Consider the following 23428-nt stretch of genomic DNA (forward strand, 5'->3'; position numbering starts at 1 on the left):
CTACTCTTTAAGAACCAACGGCAAGCCAGCAGCGACAAAGGTAACGCGATGACAAACACTGGCTAGTTTTTGATTCATCCGTCCTGCATTATCCACAAAGTAACGACTAACCGCCCCCAAAGGCACAATGCCCATTCCAACCTCGTTAGAGACGAATATTAACGTCGCATCTGAACCACGTACCACCTGTATAAGCTTTTCAATTTCTGCTTCTAGCTTCTCATTGGAACATTCATCACCTAACTCAAATATCCAATTATTGAGCCACAAGGTTAAACAATCGACCAGTACAACATCGGTGTTAGCGAAATTTGTCAGTAACTCAGATAAATGAAGGGGGCATTCATGCTCTTGCCACTCGTCCCCTCGTTGCTTTTGATGATGCGCTATTCGCTCTCGCATTTCTTGGTCAAATGGCAGCGCGGTTGCAACATAATGTAATGAGTGTTGAGAAGTGGTCGATAATTGCTTGGCTGTTTTTTCCGCCAAATGCGACTTCCCAGAGCGCGCGCCACCGAGTATCAATTGCTTCATGAGATGTGATAAAACCCAATCATAGTGAGATAAACAAGCAGTTCCGATAGCTGCTGCGCTGCGCCAAGACAATCCCCCGTAAAGCCGCCAATTCGCTTGGTTAACCAACGTTTGAACATCAAACGAAATACCACGATAACAAGCGATATAAAGATCGCCTGCGTGATACCAAGCACAAGCAATGTTATGCCACCAGTAAACAACAAAATGGAGACTTCTAAAGAAGACTGGCTATTTGCCAGCGGTTTACTTTTCGACGTATCACTGTCACTGACATAAGGCATGTCATAAATAAGCGTCGCGGCTAGTGCTCGGCTTGCGGTATAAGCGACGACAATGACCAACCAAAACTGCGGCAAGTTAGCCAGTTCACTCCAAAAAACATACTTAGCCAATAACGCCATAATGAGAGTGGCTGCACCATAAGTGCCAATGCGGCTGTCCTTCATAATAGAGAGGCGTCGCTCGACAGTCATGCCACCGCCAATGCCATCCGCCATATCAGTCAAGCCGTCTTCGTGAAATGCCCCTGTTAACAATAAGCTAAACACCATTGTTAATACTATGGCAACCGATTCTGGGAAAAGAATTGAGGTGAGCGAAAATACCAGAGCACAAAGCGCTCCAAGTACGAGACCAACTAACGCGAAATAACGTCCGGCCTGATTCATGCGTTCTTCACTGTATGGCAACGCTTGGGGTACGGGTAAGCGACTAAAAAAACTGATAGCTAATAGAAACAACTCCCACTGGTATCTTAACGATGACGGCGTGACGTTCTCAGAATTATCAGGGACTGACACTATACTGTAACTCCTGCACTCTCAAAGCTCGCCATCTTGTTGTAAAACTGGGCAGCAGCTTTTAACAAGGGTAAGGCAAGAGCGGCTCCGGTTCCCTCCCCTAATCGTAAACCAAGATCGAGTAGAGGTTCTGCTTTTAGGTACTCTAATACAAACTTATGTCCATTTTCTTCGGAGCGGTGGGCAAACAACATGTATTCGCGTGCTTCTTCGTCTAGCAACGTTGCAATATACGCAGCAACCGATACGATAAATCCATCCACTAAAACTGGGGTTTTAAGCCGCTTGGCTTCTAAAAAAGCGCCTACCATTTGTACGATTTCAAAGCCTCCAACCTGTGCGAGAATCGCTTTGGTATCCAGAGTTCGACATCGGTTCACGCCCTGTGCCACTAGTTTATATTTACGGCTCAACTGCCTTTGATTGATTCCGGTGCCAACGCCAACACAATAATCAATATCTAATGAACTCAGCGCCGATAACAGTGCGGAAGCCGAACTGGTGTTACCAATGCCCATCTCACCGAACATCAATAGATTTGAGCCAGACAAAATGGTTTGCTCAGCAATCTTCGCACCATACTCTAAACCTAGCGCCACTTGTTCTGGGGACATCGCTGATTGTTTAGAAAAATTAGCCGTACCGTTACCCAATCGTTGTTCAACCAAGTTTGGATGAGACTTAAATTCTGGAACCAGCACATCAATAGGTGCCAACATGCCGCAATCTATTACTTTGAGTTGGATGCCATTGATGTCGCAAAAACAGTTGATGGCAGCGCCGCCGGCGAGAAAGTTAGCCACCATTTGCTGAGTGACTTCGCTTGGCGCAATGCTTACGCCCTCCTCTGCAACGCCGTGATCTCCAGCAAATACCAGCATGCTCGGTTTACAGATAGCGATGGAATCAACTGGCTGAGGTTTATCCTGACTTTGAATAAGAGCTAGCTGTAGTGCCACCTTTTCCAATAAGCCTAAAGAACCAACAGGTTTGGTTTTGTTATCTATGCGCGCTTGTATCTCCGCTGCAAAAGAGTCATCCATTTTTTACGTTCCTTTGATGTTGTCTGGGTGAGAGGTGTTCCATTGATTAAGAAATCTTGCTCAGCCCCAGTTTTGAGCGTCCACTATTGTATACCCTTGCATCCGCTTGGGGCAGCGCTAATCAGATTTCTGTTAGGAAAGTCTACTGAGTTCGCAGAGCGTCTCACCTTTCGAGCATTCGATTATAAGTAACTCCTTGAAATCCGCTACAATAGCTTAGGCTATATTCCCATATAGGAGAAAGGACATGGATAACAACACCTGCGCCATCATCGCTGGGGCGACTGGCTTAGTCGGTTCAAAAGTCATTACAAACCTCATAAATCAATCAGGTGTTGGTACCTTATATTATCTTTCTCGCCGCCCACTCGATGGCGTCCTAGATGCGGACAATAAGCTTGTTCCTCTCATTGATGCCGACCTCTCTATCCACCAATGGGATGATAACCAACCAACACCGACCATCGGCTTTATCTGTTTAGGCACAACTCTTAAGCAAGCAGGCAGTAAGGATAATTTACGTAGGGTAGATGTTGATCTGGTGTGTAAAGTCGCCCAACAGATGAAAACGATCGGAGTCAAACGCCTTGCGGTTGTTTCTAGCCTTGGTGCAAATAGTAAATCACCATCCCATTACTTAGCCTGTAAAGGACAAATGGAACAAAGAATCGAAGCTATGGGTTTTGAGGAAATCGTGTTTGTTCGCCCAGGCCCGCTTGTTGGTCAACGTCAAAGCCCAAGAACGGACGAGAAGTTAGTGCAAACTCTGTTTAAGGTAATTCGCCCATTCATGCTTGGCAAACTGTCCAACTTTTTACCTATTCGAGCGGAAGATGTCGCCAAAGCGATGATTTATCAACTTTTCAGTTATCAAGAAGACTCGGTGGTTTACTTACAAAGGCAAGAAATGCGTGACTTACTGCATCACTACGAATAACCATTTTGTACATTTAACGTGCTAATTCACACTCTCACGCGACTTAGATCTCGTTTTTATATTCATTTTAGATCTAGCTAATACCCGTTTGTCATTTTTAAAGTTATATCGCGAGCGTTATCTTACGCCCCATAAACAAATCCGTATAAAACCCCGTATAAAAAACAACCGCCATTTCGGCAGGTTGATAAGGTCAGATTATGAATTTTGCAGTGATAGCCTCTCTAGCCGTCTTTGTTGGCATATTGTTCTTTCTATTTAACCAACAACAAAAGAAACACACACTCTCTCGTCTCGTTTTAATCGGTCTTGTTACTGGTTCTCTTTTTGGTCTTGCTTTGCAACTCATTCACGGTGAGGGCAACAGTGCTATTGCTCAAACACTTGAATGGGTCGGTATTGTAGGCAGTGGCTACGTTGGTCTACTGAAAATGGTCATCATGCCACTAGTATTGGTATCGATGATCTCTGCAGTTGTTAAATTGGAGAAAGGTGGATCATTAGGTAAAATTTCTGGCCTGACCATCTCTGTTCTTCTAGTAACGACTGCAATTGCTGCACTTATCGGTATCTTGGTGACAACGACATTTGGCCTTTCAGCAGAGGGTTTAACTGAAGGCGCGCGTGAAACCGCTCGTATCGCCGTTTTAGAAAGCCGTGCTGGTACAGTAAGTGACCTGACTATTCCTCAAATGCTAGTTAGCTTCATTCCAACCAACCCATTTGCTGATCTAACAGGTGCTCGCTCGACCTCAATTATCGCTGTCGTTATCTTCGGTGTATTAACCGGTATCGCCGCTCGTAAAGTGATGATGGAAAAAGCAGAGTTAGAATCACCGATTCGTACTTTCGTAGAAGCAGCTCAATCAATCGTTATGCGATTAGTGAAGATGATCATGGCGTTAACGCCATACGGCATCGCAGCACTGATGGCAAAAGTGGTAGCGACATCAAGCGCAGGCGACATCCTAAGCCTACTTGGCTTTATTGTGGCGTCTTATGTTGCTATCGCTCTGATGTTTGTTGTTCACGGCGTATTAGTCTCTTTTGTCGGCGTTAGCCCTGCGGAATACTTTAAGAAAATCTGGCCTGTACTGACCTTCGCGTTTACATCTCGTAGCTCAGCAGCAACGATCCCACTAAACGTAGAAGCGCAAATCACGAAGCTTAACGTTCCACCAGCGATTGCAAACCTATCAGCATCGTTTGGTGCCACTATTGGCCAAAACGGATGTGCAGGTATCTACCCTGCAATGCTGGCAGTGATGGTAGCTCCGACAATGGGCATCAACCCTCTGGATCTGCACTTTATCCTGTCATTGATTGCGATTATCACCATCAGCTCATTTGGTATCGCTGGTGTGGGTGGCGGCGCGACGTTTGCAGCATTGATTGTTCTTCCTGCAATGGGCTTGCCTGTGACCATCGCGGCGCTGCTTATCTCTATTGAACCATTGATCGATATGGCACGTACCGCACTGAACGTTTCAGGATCAATGACTGCGGGTACGATTGCTAGCCGAGTGCTGAAGTCACCAGAAAGCGAAACAGCATTGGAAGAAACACGAGCATAGAACTCAAATTCCTTCCAAAGCGATAAAACGTAAAATATCAAGCCGATGGTTCGCCATCGGCTTTTTCATTTTCAAAAATTCAACTTGCATCTTTCGTTGCTAGTCAAGGCGTTGAATGGTCTAATACTGTTATCGGTTTTGTAAACGGTAAGCAGAATGCACCAAGATAATCAGCCCACTTTTTTCTTCTTTGATTATGAGACATGGGGAACCAACCCCGCGAAAGATCGCCCAAGCCAGTTCGCTGGTGTTCGTACAGATGAAAACTTTAATATCATCGGCGAGCCTTTAGTCATGTACTGCCAGCCACCTGCTGATTATCTTCCGTCTCCTGAAGCTGCGCTTATTACTGGTATTACTCCGCAAAAAACGGTTCAAGAAGGCCTTTCTGAGCCTGAGTTTATCGCTAAGATTCACGCTGAACTCGCGAAACCAAATACCACCAGTTTAGGCTACAACAGCATTCGCTTTGATGACGAAGTGACCCGTTATACTTGTTATCGCAACTTTATCGATCCATACGCATGGAGTTGGCAAAACGGTAACTCGCGTTGGGATTTACTCGATGTATTACGCGCGTGCCACGCCCTTCGCCCAGAAGGCGTAGAATGGCCAGAAAACGAAGATGGCTTCACTAGTTTTAAATTAGAGCACTTGTCTGTTGCTAACGGCATAGAACATAGTAACGCGCACGATGCGATGGCAGACGTGATTGCGACTATCGAAATGGCGAAAAAAGTCAAAGCAGCGCAACCAAAATTGTTTGACTACTTCTTTTCTATGCGCCAAAAGCGTAAGCTCAATGAATTAGTCGACATCGTCAACATGACGCCTTTGATGCACGTTTCAGGCATGCTAGGGCGCGAATGCCAATACACCAGCTGGATTGTGCCTGTTGCTTGGCATCCAACCAATAATAACGCCGTTATCACTATCGATTTAGCGAAAGATCCTCAACCTATTCTAGAGCTATCCGCAGAAGAGCTACACGAAAGACTCTACACTAAGCGAGAAGATCTTGGTGAATTGCTACCAGTGCCTGTTAAGTTAGTTCATTTAAACAAATGCCCTATTCTCGCCCCTGCAAAAACGTTAACGGCTGAAAATGCGGAGTCTATTGGCATTGATCGCCAGCAATGTCTCGCTAATCTCGCTTTGTTGCGCCAACATCCTGAAATTAGAGAAAAGCTGATTAGCCTCTTTTCAGTCGAGCGTAAATTCGATAAAAGTGATGACGTCGATACGCAACTTTACGACGGATTCTTCTCTCCGGCCGATCGCGCAGCCATGGATATCATTCGAGAAACCGACCCGAACAATCTTGCCGCATTGGACATTGAATTTGATGACAAGCGCATTAAACCTCTATTGTTCCGCTATCGTGCGCGTAACTTCCCAGGCACATTAGACGAGCAAGAACAGAGGCGCTGGGCATTACACTGTCGAGAAGTGTTTGAAAGCCAAATTGAAGAGTACATGCTGAATTTAGAAAACTTAGTTCACGAACATGAAAGTGACGAAAAGAAGATTGCGATATTAAAATCCGTGTACCGTTATGTAGAGAGCTTAGCTTCTTAACTCCTCCTAATACAAGCGCACCTTATGGTGTGCTTGTTGTTTATATACTGTCAAAATGATTAAAGAACGATTCTTACAACTGATCCAACTGCTCATTTCAATCTTCCTCATCATGGGGGCACTTGGCATCGGAATTACCATTCAAAAGTTCACTGGCGTTTCCGTCCCAGGAAGTGTCATCGGTATGCTCGTACTGTTTTTCTCTATGACTCTTGGGCTTGTAAAGGTCGATTGGGTCAAACCGGGCGCCACGCTATTTATCCGCTACATGATTTTGTTGTTCGTTCCTATTAGCGTGGGATTAATGCAACATTTCGATATGCTACTCGCTAATGCCCTCCCTATCATTGCTAGCGCAGTTGGAGGCTCACTCATTGTACTGGTCAGCCTCGCTTGGCTGCTGGACTACTTGCTAAAGGAGAAGCACTGATATGTGGTTAGCTGTTACCATTGCGGTTTTTCTTGTCGCGCGCCAAATCGCAATCAAAGTGAATAATCCTCTCGCAAATCCTTTGCTGATCAGTATTGCAGTGCTCATTCCTTTGCTTACTTACTTAAATGTACCGTTTGAAACGTATTATGCGGATAACGAAGGGATCAGTTTTTTACTTCAACCAGCCGTAGTTGCTCTGGCTTACCCGCTATATGAACAACTACCACAGATTAAAGCAAACTGGCGAATCATCACTTTTGCTTGCACAGTAGGCAGTGTGATGTCGATGATGACAACCACCTTGATCGCAGTCGCTTTCAAAGCAGATATCAGTTTAATCGCAAGTCTAGTGGGTAAATCCGTCACTACGCCAATAGCAATGGAAATTTCGAGTCACCTCGGTGGTGAAGCTGCCGTTGCGGCGATCTTGGTTCTGATTGTTGGTTTATTGGGCGCGATTTTGGCGTACCCAATTTACAACTTAATTGGAATTAAACACCCGATTGCACGTGGCCTAACAATGGGTACCGTGTCTCATGCCTTAGGCACCGCGACATGTGCAGAGAAACAGCCCATTGATGCCGCGTTCTCATCACTCGCATTGGTTTTATGCGGCATCATCACTTCTATTTTGGCTCCAAGCTTTTTTGCTTTGGCTGTCTGGCTATATCAATAGTTAAGCGCTCTCGGTCTGCCCTCCTTCCGGCAGGCCGTGGCCTTCCCGTTTCTTCCTTATCCCTTCCAAAATTCTGTATTACCTCATCTAACAACCCGTTCTAGTAAGATCGTTAAGGCACTCTGACGAGATACACACTAATAACTTCAACATTCAGTGCAATATTACTGACTCAACGTTGCTTAGATATCTAGGAATAACCTTGTGTGGACATGTAGGCATCGCAATTAACATATCCCAGCGTCTTGGTCATATGAATATATACTGATATGGTTAATTGTGAGACGGAGATAACGCTTCACGTCAGTGCAATCGAATACATGTGTGAGCTCACTCTAATTATGTAACAGAATTATCAATTGCATTATTTATCGTGATCTAACGCACGGAACATTTCTATCCTTCACATAGAATAACTGTCCATGCAATAACAAGGATTCAACATGAAAAGTCGCATTGAACAGGCGCTAGCAGGCGCTCCAGAAGCACTTTCCAAACAACTTGCTCCTATCATCCAAGCTGATGATTTTGATGCTACGCTTTCAGTTCAACAGTTTGAGCAGTTGCTTTCAGCTACCGGTCTATCAGATAAAGAGCTTCGTGTTGCTCTACTTCCTTTTGCCGCAGCATATTCCTATGCTCCTCTTTCTGAATTTTATGTCGGTGCTATCGTTCGTGGTCTCTCAGGTCGCCTTTACTTCGGAGCCAACATGGAATTCTTTGGTGTTCAGTTAGGTCAAACAGTTCACGCTGAGCAGTCTGCAATTAGCCATGCTTGGATGAAAGGTGAACGTGGTATTAAAGATATCACTATTAACTTCAGCCCATGTGGTCACTGCCGTCAGTTCATGAACGAGTTATCTACCGCAAACGAGCTTAAAATCCAGCTCCCAGAACGCGAAGAAAAATCGCTGCATGAATACCTACCGGAAGCCTTTGGACCAAACGATCTCGGTATCGAATCTGGCTTAATGGCAGAAGTAAAGCATCAGTTCTCATGCGATGATGAAGACACTCTAATTCAAAGCGCTGTTGAAGCGATGAACATGAGCCACTCACCATATACCAACAACCTGAGTGGCTTAGCATTAGAAATGGCTAGCGGCCGTATATTCCAAGGTGCTTATGCGGAAAATGCAGCATTTAACCCTAGCTTGCCGCCATTACAAGTTGCGCTGATCCAAGTACTACTTGCGGGTGAAACCTTTGACAATATCAAAGCCGCTGCTCTAGTAGAAAACTCAGAAGGCAAGATCAGTCATTTGGCTGATACGCAATCAACGTTAGAAGCGTTGAATCCAGATATTCCACTTAGTTTTGTCAACGTATAAGCGACAATTTCAGTATAAAAAGCTCTACTGCATGTAGAGCTTTTTTATTGCCTAAAAACCAAAAGCAAACGTTTGCTTTGTCATAAAACTTCAGTATGATCTCCTGCAATTTCTGTCTCACCACTCTATTTTGTAAGGGAACACTATGTTTGGCACTGCAACCAGCGCAAATGCTACCCGTGTATTACTTTTAGGCTCTGGCGAACTCGGTAAAGAAGTCGCAATTGAATGTCAGAGACTTGGTTTAGAAGTGATTGCTTGTGATCGCTATGCTAATGCTCCAGCGATGCAAGTTGCTCACCGTAGTTACGTCATCGATATGTTAGATGGAAGCGCCTTAGAAGAAGTTATTACGAAGGAACAACCTACTTACGTCGTACCTGAAATCGAAGCTATCGCAACCGACAAACTGGTAGAGCTTGAAGAAAAAGGGCTGAATGTTGTTCCAACCGCTAAGGCAACCAAGCTAACAATGAATCGTGAAGGTATCCGACGTTTGGCTGCAGAAGAACTAGAACTGACGACATCACCTTATCGTTTTGCAGATACTTTTGAAGACTTCAAAGCCGCGGTTGAGCATGTAGGCATCCCGTGCGTAGTAAAGCCAGTTATGAGTTCTTCAGGTAAAGGGCAAAGTGTCATCAAGACCGAAGACGACGTAGCAAAAGCATGGGATTACGCACAGGAAGGCGGACGTACGGGGGCAGGTCGCGTGATCGTGGAGGGTTTTATCGACTTCGATTACGAAATCACTTTATTGACTGTAAGAGCCGTTGACGGTGTGCATTTCTGTGCTCCAATTGGCCATCGTCAGGAAGATGGCGACTACCGCGAATCATGGCAACCGCAAGCTATGTCAGAAAACGCAGTAAAAGCAGCTGAATACACGGCTGAGAAAGTAGTCAACGCACTCGGTGGCTACGGCATCTTTGGTGTAGAGTTATTTGTTAAAGGCGATAAGGTCATTTTCAATGAGGTCTCTCCTCGCCCACACGATACAGGCATGGTCACTATGATTTCTCAGGAAATGTCAGAGTTTGCTCTCCACGTACGTGCATTTACCGGAATGCCGATTAATAATATCGTACAATATGGTCCATCTGCGTCGGCCGTTATTCTTGGTCAAGGGACTTCCACAAACATTCGCTTTGACAACCTAACCAAAGCCTTAGCTCAACCTCAAACGCAAGTTCGTCTATTCGGCAAGCCAGAAATCGATGGTCGCCGTCGTTTAGGTGTTGTCCTTACGCGACGAAAAACCACCGAAGAAGCCGTTCAAGATGCTGTTGAAAGTGCTTCAAAAGTGAATATCACTTATTAAATACGAACCACTTATACAAAAATAGCGCAGCTCAAATTGCTGCGCTATTTCGTTTTACAAACCAAAAAAACCTATTCACTCTCGATTAGGTACACTTCTTCAGAGAAGCGACTTAAGCCTTTTTTCGCAATTTTAGGATGGTTTTCATCAGCTTCATCTACGTTCAAACAGGTAACTTTGTAACCTGAAAATAACTGCTCAATCTCTTCGACTGGCACGCTAAATGGAGGCCCTGCCATCTCTTCTTGAGGATAGTTGAGTGTAACAAGCAAAATACGACCGCCTGGATTCAAAAGTTGCTTGAGACGCTCTACATACTCCTCTCGCATATCTTGCGGTAAAGCAACCAACGCGGCGCGATCATAAATGATATCGGCTTGAGATACTGGTGCAGTGAAAAAGTCCCCAGTATAAATAGAGAGCTCATCAAATTGATAAAGCTCGTGCATACCATTAACAGGCGTCACGGTTGGCGTATAAAAATGTTCAGCAAAAAAGGCACGAACAGCGATATGGCTCAGCTCAACACCTTCAACTGAATCATGCTTCATCGCCAACCAAATCAAGTCTTCTGACTTTCCACACAAAGGCACTAACACTTTGTCTTCACGCTTTGGGTTTGTGTGTTGCCAATATGCAGGTAATAGCGGGTTTACATCTTCCAAGTGAAATCCGATTTGATTACTGGCCCATTTATTATGCCAAAACTCTTGGTCTCTCATTTTACTTTCTACTTGTCGGCTGATTTTCATTTTGAGAAGTAAGACTAACGATTTTTTTCAATTTGTCTATGCCGTTCATCTTTGGTTAATACAGCGGTGATAGGATGTAAACGTTCTTATAGGAACCACGCCTTTATCTGATAAACAGAATAAAGAAAAGAGAAATGGTGATCTAACGCACGATTCCACTTCAAGACAAAACTGAAACCTTGGAATCTTTCGTAATGACCCCATTAATAAGTTAGTACCTGATTTGCCGAACTTAGCGACCTTTATGTTCCCTATTTTCTAAGTACAAGCAAGTTAAGGAGAGTGAATGAGCTTATTTCTTCGTACTACAGCATTGATGCTTTTGGTACTTAGCCGTGCACCGGCATTTGCCGCACTTCCAATTACCCCAGCGCCGAGTGGCGATCAAAATCGTTCAACAAGTCAAAACGAAGTTTGTTCGAAACTCTTTAAACATAGCCTTAGCGGCTTGTATGGTATTCAGTCAATCGACGCAACTCCAACTCAGCCATACACTGACTTCGACATTCTTTACAGCAAAGCTCACCAAGCACAATTTGAGCTTGAAACTATCTGTAAAAGTACCGCACTTCTTAATGATGCTCAGCCATACTTCGCAGGCGTAAAGTCCAAACAACGAGCAGAAGAAAAAATAGCTTTGGAGTTAGATGGAAAAGTCGAACGCATTACTGACCTAGCCCGTGCCACGATTGTTGCTGAAGACGTCGCGAGCTTAGTCTCCATTTATGAAACCTTAGAGCGTGAAACAACAATTGTTAAAGTAAAAAATCGCTTCAAAAAACCTAGTCCTTCAGGCTATAGAGACTTGAACTTACTCGTTCGTTTACCAAAGACAAATCTAGTTGCCGAAGTTCAACTGCACTTAAAAGCCATCGCAGATGTGAAAAGCGGTCCTGAACACGACCTATACGAAAAAATCCAGAAACTAGAACGCCAAGCGATGATGGAGAAACGCGAACTAAGCGAACTAGAACTCGCTTCTATTCGCAACATGCGTGCACAGTCTAAAAACTTGTACCAACAAGCATGGCAACCATACTTAACAACGCACCTAGAAGCAGCGTAATCCATATCATTAAGATATACTCAAAAACAGAAAAACCACCGCATTGCGGTGGTTTTCGTTTATATGCGACACAAGTTTTACGCAAAAAAAAGACCACGCCTTAGCGTGATCCATTTATTCGGCTTACTGTACTTTCTTCAGGTTTTCTACACGAGCTTTTAACTTCTGACCCGGGCGAAAAGTCACTACACGTCGAGCAGTAATTGGAATATCTTCACCGGTTTTCGGGTTACGACCAGGTCGTTCATTCTTGTCACGAAGATCAAAGTTACCAAAACCTGACAGTTTTACCTGTTCGCCACTTTCCAGTGCCTTACGAATCTCTTCAAAGAACACTTCCACCGTTTCCTTGGCGTCCCGCTTACTAAATCCTAATTTATCAAACAGGTTTTCTGCCAGTTCGGCTTTTGTGAGCGCCATAAAACTTTCCTCAAAGCTATGTTAAACAATGCTACGTTAGTGTAGCGCCAGAGCAGTTTTACCCTACCAATTCAACAACATATCGGGGTTACATCAGGAAGTGTATGACAAGCTTATGATTTTCGCCAACTTTTTTCTTGGCGAACAAAAGGAATAGCACTATGTAAATTATTGTTAAACGCCAACATTTTGATATTTTTGTTTTTGTTTTCTCTTTAATAGGAAAAACATCCAGCTGATAAAACTAAAAGTAGTTAAAATATCAACATTAATCACTATTTAATAAAAATATCAGAGATTGGTTATTTAACAGACACTTGACATAGAACTTGTCGTAAATTCAGTGATTTGTATGTAACTCGATACGTAACAATTGAACTAAATGGTATGACCACCTGGCTTTGTAACTGTGCTTAGAAAGCTTGATTAAACCCACGCTTCTCACTGTTCAGCGATGACGCAATATGTAAAGGTTGATAATGTGTTTCTTCGTGTATCTCCACATTAGCTCCTTACACTTCATCTAGGCGACCATGATTAATCAAATCATAAATATTCTTTTCCCTGTTTTTGCTCTTGTCGGCGTCGGCTATTTGGTAGGTCGTTACATCAAGCCTGACTTTCGTCCAATCAACCGCATTAACATTGAGGTTTTCACACCTGCGCTGGTGTTTTCTTCGCTCGTTAGCATGCCGTTAGACTCGAATCAGGGACCACTCCTTTTTGCAGCAATTGTCGCGGTTTTGGTTCCCGCACTACTCATGATCCCTGTATGTCGATTGACGTCACTGTCGTTTAAAACCTGGGCACCACCACATATGTTTCGCAATAGCGGAAACCTTGCTATTCCTTTGTTTACCTATACGTTTGGAGAAACTGCGCTATCCTCAGCAGTACTGCTATTTGTCGTATCAGCATGCTTGCACATTAGTTTAGGTGTAATGCTACTTAGTCATGGCAACCCTTTTAAGCAAATAGTCAAGATGCCAATCTTTTTAGCTGCGTCGTTGGCTCTGTTTCTCAACGTGTCAAATGTGGGGGCATGGGCACCTTTATACGAAGCGACTGCTCTACTTGGGCAAGCGGCAGTACCCGTGATGCTTTTATCCCTGGGGGCGCAAATGTGTCATTTAAGAGTGGACGGTTTAAAGGTTGGTGTATTGTGTACCGTGCAGTCGCTTGCAACTGGGGCGGTTGCATTCGCACTTATTTATTGGTTAATTCCCCTTCCAACGATGCAATTGCAAATGATGGTACTCTTCACAATGCTGCCACCAGCCGTCATGAATTACCTATTTGCGGAAAGGCTGAATATAGAGCCCATGAAAGTGGCGTCAATGGTACTATTTGGCAACTTTTTCAGTATTCTTACGCTGCCACTTCTGCTTAGCTATACCCTCTCACTCGCTGCCTAGCTGCCAATAAGCTAACGTTAGCGTGTATTAGCTAAAAAACAATACGTTCCTAATCTCGGGTAAGGGTTATCCCTAGTTTGGTCTAGTATTTTAAAGTAATGAGGGGTGATGCCAGCAGTATGGAACTTGAACAACGATAAGGTAATCCTAAAAATAAAAAACCCTGCCAAACTGGCAGGGTTTTCATTTCTTAAGACGATACGTTACGCGAGATTAGTCACGTAGAGACGCACCAAACTTCTCAGAAACGTGAGCAACGATAGCGTCTACCGCACCTGCGATGTCTGCATCTTCAAGCGTGCGCTCAACTGATTGTAGAGTCAGAGCGATTGCTAAGCTCTTCTTACCGTCTTCAACGCCTTTACCTACGTACACGTCGAACAGTTTCGCATCTTTAAGGAACTCGCCACCTTGCTCTAAACAAGCATTAACGATGTCACCAGATGCTACCGCTTCGTCCACAACTACTGCGATGTCACGACGGTTTGATGGGAATTTAGAAAGCTGAACCGCTTCTGGAATCACTTTACTGTTGATTGCAGACCATTCGATTTCGAATACGATAGTACGACCGTTTAGACCGAACTTACGCTCAAGCTCAGGGTGAACGGTACCGATCACGCCCACTTCTTTGCCATCTACGATGATTGCCGCAGATTGACCTGGGTGCAGTGCTGGGTTAGCTTTTTTGCTTTCAGGTGACAGTGCAGCGAAAGAGTACGCTTTTTCGTTCGCAGATAGCTCTAGAATCGCTTCTAGATCGCCCTTAAGGTCGAAGAAATCAACGGTGTTAGTTTCGATATCCCAGTGCTCTTCACCACGAGTACCAGCAATAACACCTGCAAGCATAGGCTCTTGGCGCATGCCGTTTTCTGCAGATTCACATGGGATGAAACGTAGGCCGTATTCGAATAGACGAACGCGTGGCTGTTGACGTTTCTGGTTGTGAACAACCGTGTTCAACAGCCCTTGGATAAGACCAAGACGCATTGCTGACATATCTGCTGAAATTGGGTTTGGAAGCACTAGAGGCTCAACACCAGGTACAACTAGCTTTTGTTGCTCAGGCTCAACGAAGCTGTATGTAATTGCTTCGTGGTAACCACGGTCAACAAGAAGATCACGAACGCGTTTCAGTGGAAGATCCGCTTCAACGTGGTTGTGCATCTTAAGTGCTGCGGCTGGGTGTTGGTTAGGAATGTTGTCGTAACCGTAGATACGGCCAACTTCTTCAATCAGGTCTTGTTCGATAGCGATATCGAAACGCCATGTTGGCGCTACTGCCACCCAACCTTCTTCTGAAGCTTCAACAGTCAAACCTAGGCGCTCTAGGATTTCTACTACGTCAGCATCAGCGATGTGGTGACCTAGTAGGTTGTCTAGCTTAGTACGACGTAGAGCAACTTTGTTTGGCTTAGGTAGGTCTGCTTCAGACTCTACTGCAACAACAGGTGCTACTTCACCACCACAGATCTCAACTAGAAGCTGAGTTGCACGCTCCATTGCGCTCACTTGTAGTGCGTAATCCACACCACGCTCGAAACGCATTGAAGAATCAGTGTGCAGACCGTAGCTACGAGCGCGGCCACGGATGTGGTCAGGTGCAAAGAATGCACACTCTAGTAGAACGTCTTTAGTCTCAGTTGTTACACCAGACTCTTCACCACCAAAGATACCTGCGATTGCAAGTGCTTTGTTGTGGTCAGCAACTACTAGTGTATCTGCGTTTAGTTCTGCTTCGCTGCCATCAAGAAGTGTTAGCTTCTCACCTTGCTCAGCCATACGAACTACGATGCCACCTTCGATCTTCGATAGATCGAATGCGTGCATTGGTTGACCTTGCTCTAGAAGCACGTAGTTAGTGATGTCTACTACAGGGTCGATCGAGCGAATACCACAACGACGCAGTTTCTCTTGCATCCATAGTGGTGTTTCAGCTTGAACGTTTACGTTCTTAACTACACGACCTAGGTAACGTGGACACGCTGCTGGCGCTTTCACTTCAATAGACACTTTATCGTCGATTGAAGGCGCAACTGCTTCTACTGATGGCTCAGTCACGTCAGCACGGTTTAGTACGCCAACTTCACGAGCTAAACCACGGATGCTGAAACAGTCAGCGCGGTTTGCTGTTAGATCTACGTCTACCGTTACGTCATCTAGACCTAGGAATTCACGGAAATCAGTACCGATTACTGCGTCTTCTGCTAGTTCCATGATGCCGTCTGACTCAACATCAATGCCTAGTTCAGTGAACGAACAAAGCATGCCGTGAGATGGCTGGCCACGTAGTTTCGCTTTTTTAATTTTGAAATCGCCTGGAAGAACAGCACCAACTGTTGCTACCGCTACTTTCAGACCTTGGCGACAGTTAGGTGCGCCACAAACGATGTCTAGAAGCTCTTCTTCGCCTACATCTACTTTAGTAACGCGAAGTTTGTCTGCGTCTGGGTGTTGACCACATTCAACAACGTGACCCACTTTAACGCCAGTGAAAGAACCCGCTACAGGAAGAACGTCGTCTACCTCTAGGCCGGCCATTGTAATTTGATGAGTGAGTTCGTCAGTAGTAACCGCTGGGTTTACCCACTCACGAAGCCATGATTCGCTGAATTTCATGTTGATGAACCCTCTGGATTACTTGAACTGTTTTAGGAAACGAAGATCGTTTTCGAAGAACGCACGTAGATCGTTCACGCCGTAACGAAGCATCGTTAGACGCTCAACACCCATACCGAATGCGAAACCAGAGTATTTTTCAGGATCGATGCCTACACTACGTAGTACGTTCGGGTGAACCATACCGCAGCCTAGTACTTCTAACCATTTACCGTTTTTGCCTTTCACGTCTACTTCAGCTGAAGGTTCAGTGAATGGGAAGTAAGATGGACGGAAACGTACTTCTACTTCTTCTTCGAAGAAGTTACATAGGAAATCGTGCAGGATGCCTTTCAACTGTGCAAAATTTACGTTCTCATCAACCAGCATGCCTTCCACCTGGTGGAACATTGGCGTGTGTGTTTGGTCGTAGTCGTTACGGTATACACGGCCTGGTGCGATGAAACGGAATGGTGGTTTGCCATTTTCCATCGTACGGATCTGTACGCCTGACGTGTGAGTACGAAGCATTAAATCTGGGTTGAAGAAGAAAGTATCGTGATCAGTACGAGCAGGGTGGTCAGCGGCAATATTTAGCGCATCAAAGTTGTGGAATGCATCTTCGATCTCTGGGCCAGCTTCGGTGTTAAAACCAAGTTCGCCAAAGAACTTCTCAATACGCTCTACAGTACGAGTTACTGGGTGTAAACCACCGTTCTCAATACGACGACCTGGTAGTGTTACGTCGATTGTTTCTGCTGCTAGTTTCGCTTCAAGCTCTGCACGTTGTAGTGCGTCTTTACGAGCTGCGATAGCTTGCTGAACGACGCCTTTCGCTTTGTTGATCTCTTGACCAGCTTCACGGCGTTCTTCTGGTGGTAGTTTGCCTAGGCTTTGAAGTTGAGCAGTTAGCTCACCTTTTTTACCCAGATACTGAACACGCACTTCATCAAGTGCGACTAGCGATTCGGCAGCTTCAATTGCAGTGCTCGCGCTAGCAATGATCTCTTCTAGATGTTGCATCGTTTCCTCATCTACCTGTTGGTAGTGTCCATAAGGGAGTGATTGGTTTTTTGATAGCTGTACATAGTAGCCAAACCGGGCACCAATGCCAAACTGAATTACGAAAAGAAGAGGTTATTGAATAAAAAGAGCACAAAAACGTCAAAAATGTCATCTTTCATTAATCTGCCGTTAAGTTGTGCCCTTTGTGTTTTAGAAATAGTATTGAATAGATAGCTCGATAAAATCGTCATCTCGGGCGAAATAGAGCAAATCGTTTGGCGTTTCATTTTTGAACAACCAAGCATCAATTTGCCACTTAAAGTTATTCGATATTCGGCTCGAGGCTTCTAACTTGGCATTGTAAACATCGGCGTTATCTAAATCCTTTGTGATTCCCGTCAATACTTCCGTTCCGTCCTCGTCGTTGAGCGCCCAACGAATGCCTGCAAACACATCATTTTGACCGATAGTTTGTGCATTATTCCCACGACTGTCATAGAGGTATTCACCAATCACACCCACATCCCAAACCGTGTCAAATGCGCCAACGAAGGTGTACTCAAATCCCGTCACAAGGCCAACATGATTATCAGCACTATCTCGATAAACACTTTCGAGTTTCCATAACCAATCGCCAACGATTCCTTGTACATCGAGACCGGCATGACTCATCAGAGCGTAGTAAGGCTTTAATTCCCCGTACTCAAAACGAAAGTAAGGATCCCGGTTTGTTCCATATAAATAGCTCAGGCCTACGTCCCAATCGCCAAGCATTTTCGAATATCGAAAAGCCACATCTACCTGCTTTTCTTCTCTGCTTGATTCATAGATAGCATCATCTGAGACAACAGGTTCGGTTCGTAAACGACCGTCAGTACCCGCAAACGTTCGTTCCCTAAAGTAAGGTAATAACATTGCATGGACGGTGCCCCAGTCTTTGAATGAGGTGAAATGCAACATTGGCTGACCGAGTTTATCTTCACCATCGACGGCTTCAATGGCGTCTGTCTGGTTTACTACATCAACCAAATGGGCGGATTCCGTCACTCCCCAAAAGACCTTACTAATCCCAACTCGAAGCTCATAATCATCCCAATAAGTCAGATAAAGCGCCTCTCTTATGTCTCCGTGACTTCGCTCATCGTCTAGACTATCCAAACGATAGAAAGGTGTGAGGGTAAAGCTCGCATCACCATTTTGCATCTCCCAGTAAAATTCTGGCTGCAAAACCAATGACGTTTGCGCTTTGCTCTGACCCTGAGAGCCAGAATCAAAAAACTGACGATGCTCAATATTGACTTGTCCTGCAAGCTCAACGGCGGCAAGAGGCATCGAGTAAAAAGAGGTTGCTGCGCTAAGCAACAACCCAACATTTGATCGGTTCATTTCTCCTCCACTACCTCACTCGTTTTAACACATTCTTATGAAAATCATTGTCTTCGAGACCAGTGTTAAAGCGCATTTCACTTGTTGTTAGCTCAGTGCTTTTTCCTGTTTGATGATTTGTCATCGCCATAGTGTGCGCTCGCCAATATTGGTTGAGGTACTGCTTGTAATCGGAAAAAGAAAGCGTTTTTAACAACGACCCTTTGCGATCGTAAAACTCAACTTTCAGTGGGCGGTAATGCGCTTTATCTAACCACACCGTTTGCTTGGTATAACCTGAGTTCTTATCGGTCGGAATTTGCTCTACGACGAAAACATCTTGCCCGTTTATGCTGTCATCTTTTAGGTAGTTGAAACGGTATTTTTCAATCTCAAAGGAACTGAGATCCTCATACGCAAATTCACTGCCCATGAAAGGGCCTGATTTGTTACGCGAGGAAATACGTTTCACACGCTTCAATGCTGGAAGGTAAAGCCACTGGTCATCGGCACCCACTGTATGAGAGTGGTTGAGAAACGCGGTGCCTTTCACATCTCTTGGTTCATCAAATATTGTGAGTCCTTTGTCACCATCGTCCTCAACTTCGAGTGATTGGAGGCGCATTAAACGTGTGCTGCTTTCTCCTTGTGCGTTCCGCAGAATCATTTTCATGGTAGCAACAGAATCCCCCCACCCTTCATCACGGGCTTTGCGCTCTTGAGCAATTTCTAATCCTTTCGCTTCATCCGCTAACACCGCATGACTCATAAAAAGCGAGACAGAAAGTGCAGATACTTTTAAGGCATTTTTTAGTAAATTCATGTTCAATCCTTTGATTCGTTATGACTGAATAACAGCCGTGGTTTGAGAGTCAGTTGATTTAAGCTTGTTTCGGCGGTCCACCTCGTCGTAGACGCCTTTGTCAAACAACATCAGTAGAGTCGGTAGAAAGATGAAATCCACAACAAGAGCAATGAAGATAACAATGGCACTCAACTGCCCCATATCGGCATTTAAGCGGAAGCTCGACATCGCCAGAACGGAGAAACCAGCAACAAGCACGACAGTCGTAATCCAAAGCGCGCGCCCCACGGTGCGAAAAGCGTAACGAACCGCTTGTTCCGCGCTATGGCCATCTTTACGAGCGTGTTGGTATTTAGAGAGAAAATGAACGGCATCATCAACCACAACGCCAAGCGTCAACGTCACAACAACAGACAACCCCAAATTAATTTCACCAGAAACCAGCGCCCAAATACCAAAACCAATAAGCGCAGGGGCGATATTCGGGACCAGGCTGATTAGACCGAGCTTGAACGAGCGTAAGGCAAAGATCAGTAATGCCGAAATTAAGACCAGAGTGATAGGCAAGGTTGACAGCATGCTAGCCATATTCGTTTCGCCAATATGCGCAAACATCAGTGATGGACTAGAAGCAACAACATCATACTGAGGCGCGTTTTCGTTAAACCATTGGTAAATACGATTTTCCAAATCAACAAGCTCGACGCTGCCCAAGTTCTCCACAGTGAGAACCATCTTGATCGACGACTTATCAACATTGATTTGGTTGTTCAAATCTAAGCCATACGGTAGTGACATTTCATAAAGCAGCAGATATTGAGCCGCTAATTCTCTGTCTTGAGGGAGCGAGTAATAAGCCTGATCATCTCCATGCATGTTCTTGTTTAGACGCTTATAAACATCGCTCAAGGTCGCAACATGGTCCGTTTCTGGCTGCAACCTTAGCCAGTCAGTAAATTTACCCACGGTATTGAGAAAATTAGGATCCGCAATACCCTGCGATTCGTTAGTTTTTATCGCGATACTGATGTTCGCCATGCCACTGATTCGCTCTTCCATAAAATCAGCCGCTCGACGAAATTCATTGCTATGACCAAAGTACTCGACGGATTCATCGTTGACTTTGTTCAGCGGAATCAAACTCGCACTCGCGACAATAACAAGCACCGACAACGGCAATAACGCATGTCGCTTTGACACCACGAAATCCCCTAAGTGATCCATAAAGTGCTTTCTTTCATCAGCAGTGTCTGACTTCACCCTAACAGGAAGGATATGAAGTAACGCCGGAAGTAATGTGATGGAAAGGAAACAAGCAATCATGACGCCAAGGGCTGATAGGTTGCCGAAATCTCTCAGGATTGGAGAATCCGACATATTCATCATTAAAAAGCCGATCGCGGTGGTAATGGAGGTAATCAGGATGGGCATGAAATTGAGCGCAATACTTCGTTCAATAGAATGGGCTTTACTAAAGCCGTTTTGCATAGACTGACGCATCGTCGCTATAATGTGTACACAGTCGGCGACGGCAAGCGTCATCACCAAGGTAGGCACATTAACTGTCGCCGTGCTTAAGAACATACCAGCCCATCCTGATAATCCCATTGTCACCATAACTGAGCCGATAATAACGATGAGTGTCGCGATGACGCTAAGCAATGAGCGCAACATGAGAGTCAGGAAAACCAATATCACTAGTAGCATGGTCGGCACTAGCGTCGCGCTGTCATCTTGGGCTGCGGTCATAAACGCGTAGTTCATTGCAATAATACCGGCTTTGTGGAACTCAGTATCCGGGTACACTTGCTGATAACGCTCAATCATTCCGTTTATGTAGGCAACCACTTCTTGTACTTCAGCGGTTTTATCGACCTCAGGGAGTTGGACCGTAATATTCACGACCGTGACATCCCCTTTTTCGGAAATCAGTGAACTTTTCAAAACCGGCTCACTCAACGCAATACTTTTGACTTTCTCGATTCGCTGAGGCGTCAATTCATATTCGCTATACAGTAAATCTTCGACAAGAAGATCATCTTCAAACGCTTCGGTATGCTGGTAGTTGGCAAGGGAATCAACACGGGTGGAGTATGGGACTTGCCACGCCTCGTCAGTGATCTGCTGAATAAGAGATAAGGTGTTAGGAGTAAAAACAGTGCCACTTTTTGGCGCTATGACCAAAGCAAGACTGTCAGATTTTGCAAAGGTAGTCTGAATTTCATCAAACGCAAGTAACTGCTCATTTGTTCCATCAAAAAAGATGTCGTAATCCCCTCTAAAGTAAAGATTTTTTCCTCCAATAGTTGCTATAACAATCAATAAAACGGTAGCAAGCACAACCAACACACTGTAATTCGTTGGTAGCTTGACCCAGCCAATTCGGGCTTGTTGTTGAACGTTGTGATGTGGCATCACACTCTCCTTTTGTGACGTTTCGTCAAATTTAAAAACTAAAAAAACAGCGAATGCTGTGATAACCAGATAACTTCAACATATAAAAATCAGATCGAATTTATTTGGTTATATAAGTTAGTTTTTGAGTAACTTCCTATACTTCTCGAGATCGGTAACTTGAGTACCAATCTCTATTTTTTGACGATTCGTCACAATGGTGTAATAAAAAAGCCAACTAAAATATTAGATGGCCTCTATAACGATTAGCGATTCACAGACTCTAAATAAGCAAGCTCTTCGCTGAACAATTCCTGTTCCACTCGACGCCACGTTTTACGGTAATCCCACTCTGTCGATAAAGGTGACCACCCTAAACCATCAAGTAACATATTCGCGTTATGCAGTACTGAGAATGGATCTTGAATTCGCTGAATACATCGACTGTTCGATGCATTTTGCGCTAGAGCGTTTGAACCGAAGGCAATAGACCAGTTAGCAAATACGATGGCATCAGAACCAATTGCGGGAGAGAACTTAAGGTCTCCACATTCCACCGCATTATTCACTAACGCATCAGCACCATCTATTACTTGTTCTTCTAAGTTGTTCAATTCATTCACACGCTTAGGCGAAGCTTTCTCGAGGACCCAAGGCGTCTTTGCAACAATCGCACAAGTTGATAGTACAGGCTCCATACGAGCGTAAATACGATAACCTACATGCATAGCAATGATTTTTTCTCTGGTATTGCCATTGAACTTAGCGGTACGTTCGAAAAATATTGCTTCGCTTCTCAGCGAGTGAATACAAAGCGCAAGAATCACATCTTCTTTGCTGCAAAAATGATTGTAGATCGTTCCCTTCGAGTAAGGGCTTGCTGCTGTGAGCTTGTCCATCGTTAAGTTGGCAAAGCCTTGCTCTTGAACCAGAGACTTAGCCAATTGAATAAGCTCTATTTCACGATCAGCAATCGCCTGTTGTTTTTTAGTTAGCCCTGAAGACGTACGACATCCGTCTTGCTTGCTATCTTTCTTACAGCGAAAGTTAAACATAATCCTTTGATCCGTATACCAACACACTCCCAATAATTGTAACACGATTCTTGAATACAGGAACGCCACTAAATTTGACGAACCGTCATAAATGACACTTCGTCATAATAGATCAAAAAACAAACATTGCAAGTATGAATTTATAGCTAACCGAAAAATAAGCATTACTTATATATAACCAAGTAACATCAAGATGCTTGGTTCAGCGAGAATGATTTGATTGTAAGGAAAATCTAGAGTGGAGTGCAGGGACACAACCCCAAAAATCAGAACTTTAAAAATTGGACAACGAGTGATATTGAAATGATGTTATTCAAAAAAGC

General features: G+C 44.5%; 20 protein-coding genes. 9 read left to right on the top strand and 11 right to left on the bottom strand.

The window, feature by feature from the left end; translation table 11 throughout:
* From cobU to cobT, 3 genes are read right to left on the bottom strand one after another with little or no spacing between them, the layout of a single operon-like run.
* Entirely contained in the window at nt 1–534 is a 534-nt protein-coding gene (gene cobU / locus CBX98_RS01545; protein ID WP_109168436.1) for a bifunctional adenosylcobinamide kinase/adenosylcobinamide-phosphate guanylyltransferase, read from the bottom strand.
* A complete protein-coding gene (locus CBX98_RS01550; protein ID WP_109168437.1) occupies nt 531–1337 on the bottom strand; it encodes an adenosylcobinamide-GDP ribazoletransferase in 807 nt (268 codons plus the stop codon). Before CBX98_RS01550 ends, cobU begins: the two co-directional genes overlap by 4 nt.
* A complete protein-coding gene (gene cobT, locus CBX98_RS01555) occupies nt 1337–2380 on the bottom strand; it encodes a nicotinate-nucleotide--dimethylbenzimidazole phosphoribosyltransferase (protein WP_109168438.1) in 1044 nt (347 codons plus the stop codon). Before cobT ends, CBX98_RS01550 begins: the two co-directional genes overlap by 1 nt.
* A gap of 247 nt (nt 2381–2627) precedes the next feature.
* On the opposite strand from cobT, the gene CBX98_RS01560 reads away from it, so the two are divergent.
* From CBX98_RS01560 to purT, 7 genes are all read left to right on the top strand, one after another.
* The gene (locus CBX98_RS01560; protein ID WP_005397784.1) at nt 2628–3317 is read left to right on the top strand and encodes an NAD(P)H-binding protein; all 690 of its coding nucleotides are present in this window, start codon (nt 2628–2630) and stop codon (nt 3315–3317) included.
* A gap of 200 nt (nt 3318–3517) precedes the next feature.
* A complete protein-coding gene (locus CBX98_RS01565; RefSeq protein ID WP_109168439.1) occupies nt 3518–4891 on the top strand; it encodes an L-cystine transporter in 1374 nt (457 codons plus the stop codon).
* A gap of 156 nt (nt 4892–5047) precedes the next feature.
* Nucleotides 5048–6469, top strand: a complete 1422-nt coding sequence (gene sbcB, locus CBX98_RS01570; RefSeq protein WP_005397785.1) for an exodeoxyribonuclease I — start codon at nt 5048–5050, stop codon at nt 6467–6469.
* A 55-nt stretch (nt 6470–6524) separates the two neighbouring features.
* A complete protein-coding gene (locus CBX98_RS01575) occupies nt 6525–6899 on the top strand; it encodes a CidA/LrgA family protein (protein WP_005397786.1) in 375 nt (124 codons plus the stop codon).
* A 1-nt stretch (nt 6900) separates the two neighbouring features.
* Nucleotides 6901–7578: an LrgB family protein gene (locus tag CBX98_RS01580; protein WP_053807266.1), complete on the top strand. Its 678-nt coding sequence runs from the start codon at nt 6901–6903 to the stop codon at nt 7576–7578.
* Nucleotides 7579–8021: 443 nt separating this feature from the next.
* Nucleotides 8022–8909: a cytidine deaminase gene (gene cdd, locus CBX98_RS01585; RefSeq protein ID WP_109168440.1), complete on the top strand. Its 888-nt coding sequence runs from the start codon at nt 8022–8024 to the stop codon at nt 8907–8909.
* A gap of 145 nt (nt 8910–9054) precedes the next feature.
* Nucleotides 9055–10230, top strand: a complete 1176-nt coding sequence (gene purT, locus CBX98_RS01590; protein WP_006741653.1) for a formate-dependent phosphoribosylglycinamide formyltransferase — start codon at nt 9055–9057, stop codon at nt 10228–10230.
* Nucleotides 10231–10301: 71 nt separating this feature from the next.
* On the opposite strand, the gene CBX98_RS01595 is transcribed toward purT, so the two are convergent.
* Complete coding sequence (locus tag CBX98_RS01595; RefSeq protein ID WP_046874957.1) at nt 10302–10952, bottom strand: thiopurine S-methyltransferase; 651 nt, start codon at nt 10950–10952, stop codon at nt 10302–10304.
* A gap of 316 nt (nt 10953–11268) precedes the next feature.
* Between CBX98_RS01595 and CBX98_RS01600 the strand changes: the two genes are divergently transcribed.
* On the top strand, nt 11269–12048 hold the full coding sequence (locus CBX98_RS01600; protein WP_109168441.1) for a RelA/SpoT domain-containing protein: 780 nt from the start codon (nt 11269–11271) through the stop codon (nt 12046–12048).
* A gap of 123 nt (nt 12049–12171) precedes the next feature.
* On the opposite strand, the gene ihfA is transcribed toward CBX98_RS01600, so the two are convergent.
* On the bottom strand, nt 12172–12468 hold the full coding sequence (gene ihfA, locus CBX98_RS01605) for an integration host factor subunit alpha (protein ID WP_005377899.1): 297 nt from the start codon (nt 12466–12468) through the stop codon (nt 12172–12174).
* 533 nt (nt 12469–13001) lie between these two features.
* On the opposite strand from ihfA, the gene CBX98_RS01610 reads away from it, so the two are divergent.
* Entirely contained in the window at nt 13002–13883 is an 882-nt protein-coding gene (locus CBX98_RS01610; RefSeq protein WP_005395910.1) for an AEC family transporter, read from the top strand.
* Nucleotides 13884–14096: 213 nt separating this feature from the next.
* Here the strand turns inward: CBX98_RS01610 and pheT are convergent, their stop codons facing one another.
* From pheT to CBX98_RS01640, 6 genes are all read right to left on the bottom strand, one after another.
* Entirely contained in the window at nt 14097–16502 is a 2406-nt protein-coding gene (pheT, locus tag CBX98_RS01615; RefSeq protein WP_109168442.1) for a phenylalanine--tRNA ligase subunit beta, read from the bottom strand.
* A gap of 18 nt (nt 16503–16520) precedes the next feature.
* Nucleotides 16521–17504: a phenylalanine--tRNA ligase subunit alpha gene (gene pheS / locus CBX98_RS01620; protein ID WP_005385470.1), complete on the bottom strand. Its 984-nt coding sequence runs from the start codon at nt 17502–17504 to the stop codon at nt 16521–16523.
* 192 nt (nt 17505–17696) lie between these two features.
* Entirely contained in the window at nt 17697–18872 is a 1176-nt protein-coding gene (locus CBX98_RS01625) for a hypothetical protein (protein WP_109168443.1), read from the bottom strand.
* Between the two features lie 10 nt (nt 18873–18882).
* Nucleotides 18883–19674: an outer membrane lipoprotein-sorting protein gene (locus tag CBX98_RS01630; protein ID WP_048626274.1), complete on the bottom strand. Its 792-nt coding sequence runs from the start codon at nt 19672–19674 to the stop codon at nt 18883–18885.
* Between the two features lie 18 nt (nt 19675–19692).
* Entirely contained in the window at nt 19693–22071 is a 2379-nt protein-coding gene (locus CBX98_RS01635) for an MMPL family transporter (protein ID WP_109168444.1), read from the bottom strand.
* Between the two features lie 245 nt (nt 22072–22316).
* Nucleotides 22317–23105, bottom strand: a complete 789-nt coding sequence (locus CBX98_RS01640; RefSeq protein WP_005395898.1) for a TetR/AcrR family transcriptional regulator — start codon at nt 23103–23105, stop codon at nt 22317–22319.
* Nucleotides 23106–23428 lie beyond the last annotated feature (323 nt).

The organism is Vibrio sp. T9 (assembly GCF_003123985.1).
GTDB classification, from domain to species: domain Bacteria; phylum Pseudomonadota; class Gammaproteobacteria; order Enterobacterales; family Vibrionaceae; genus Vibrio; species Vibrio diabolicus.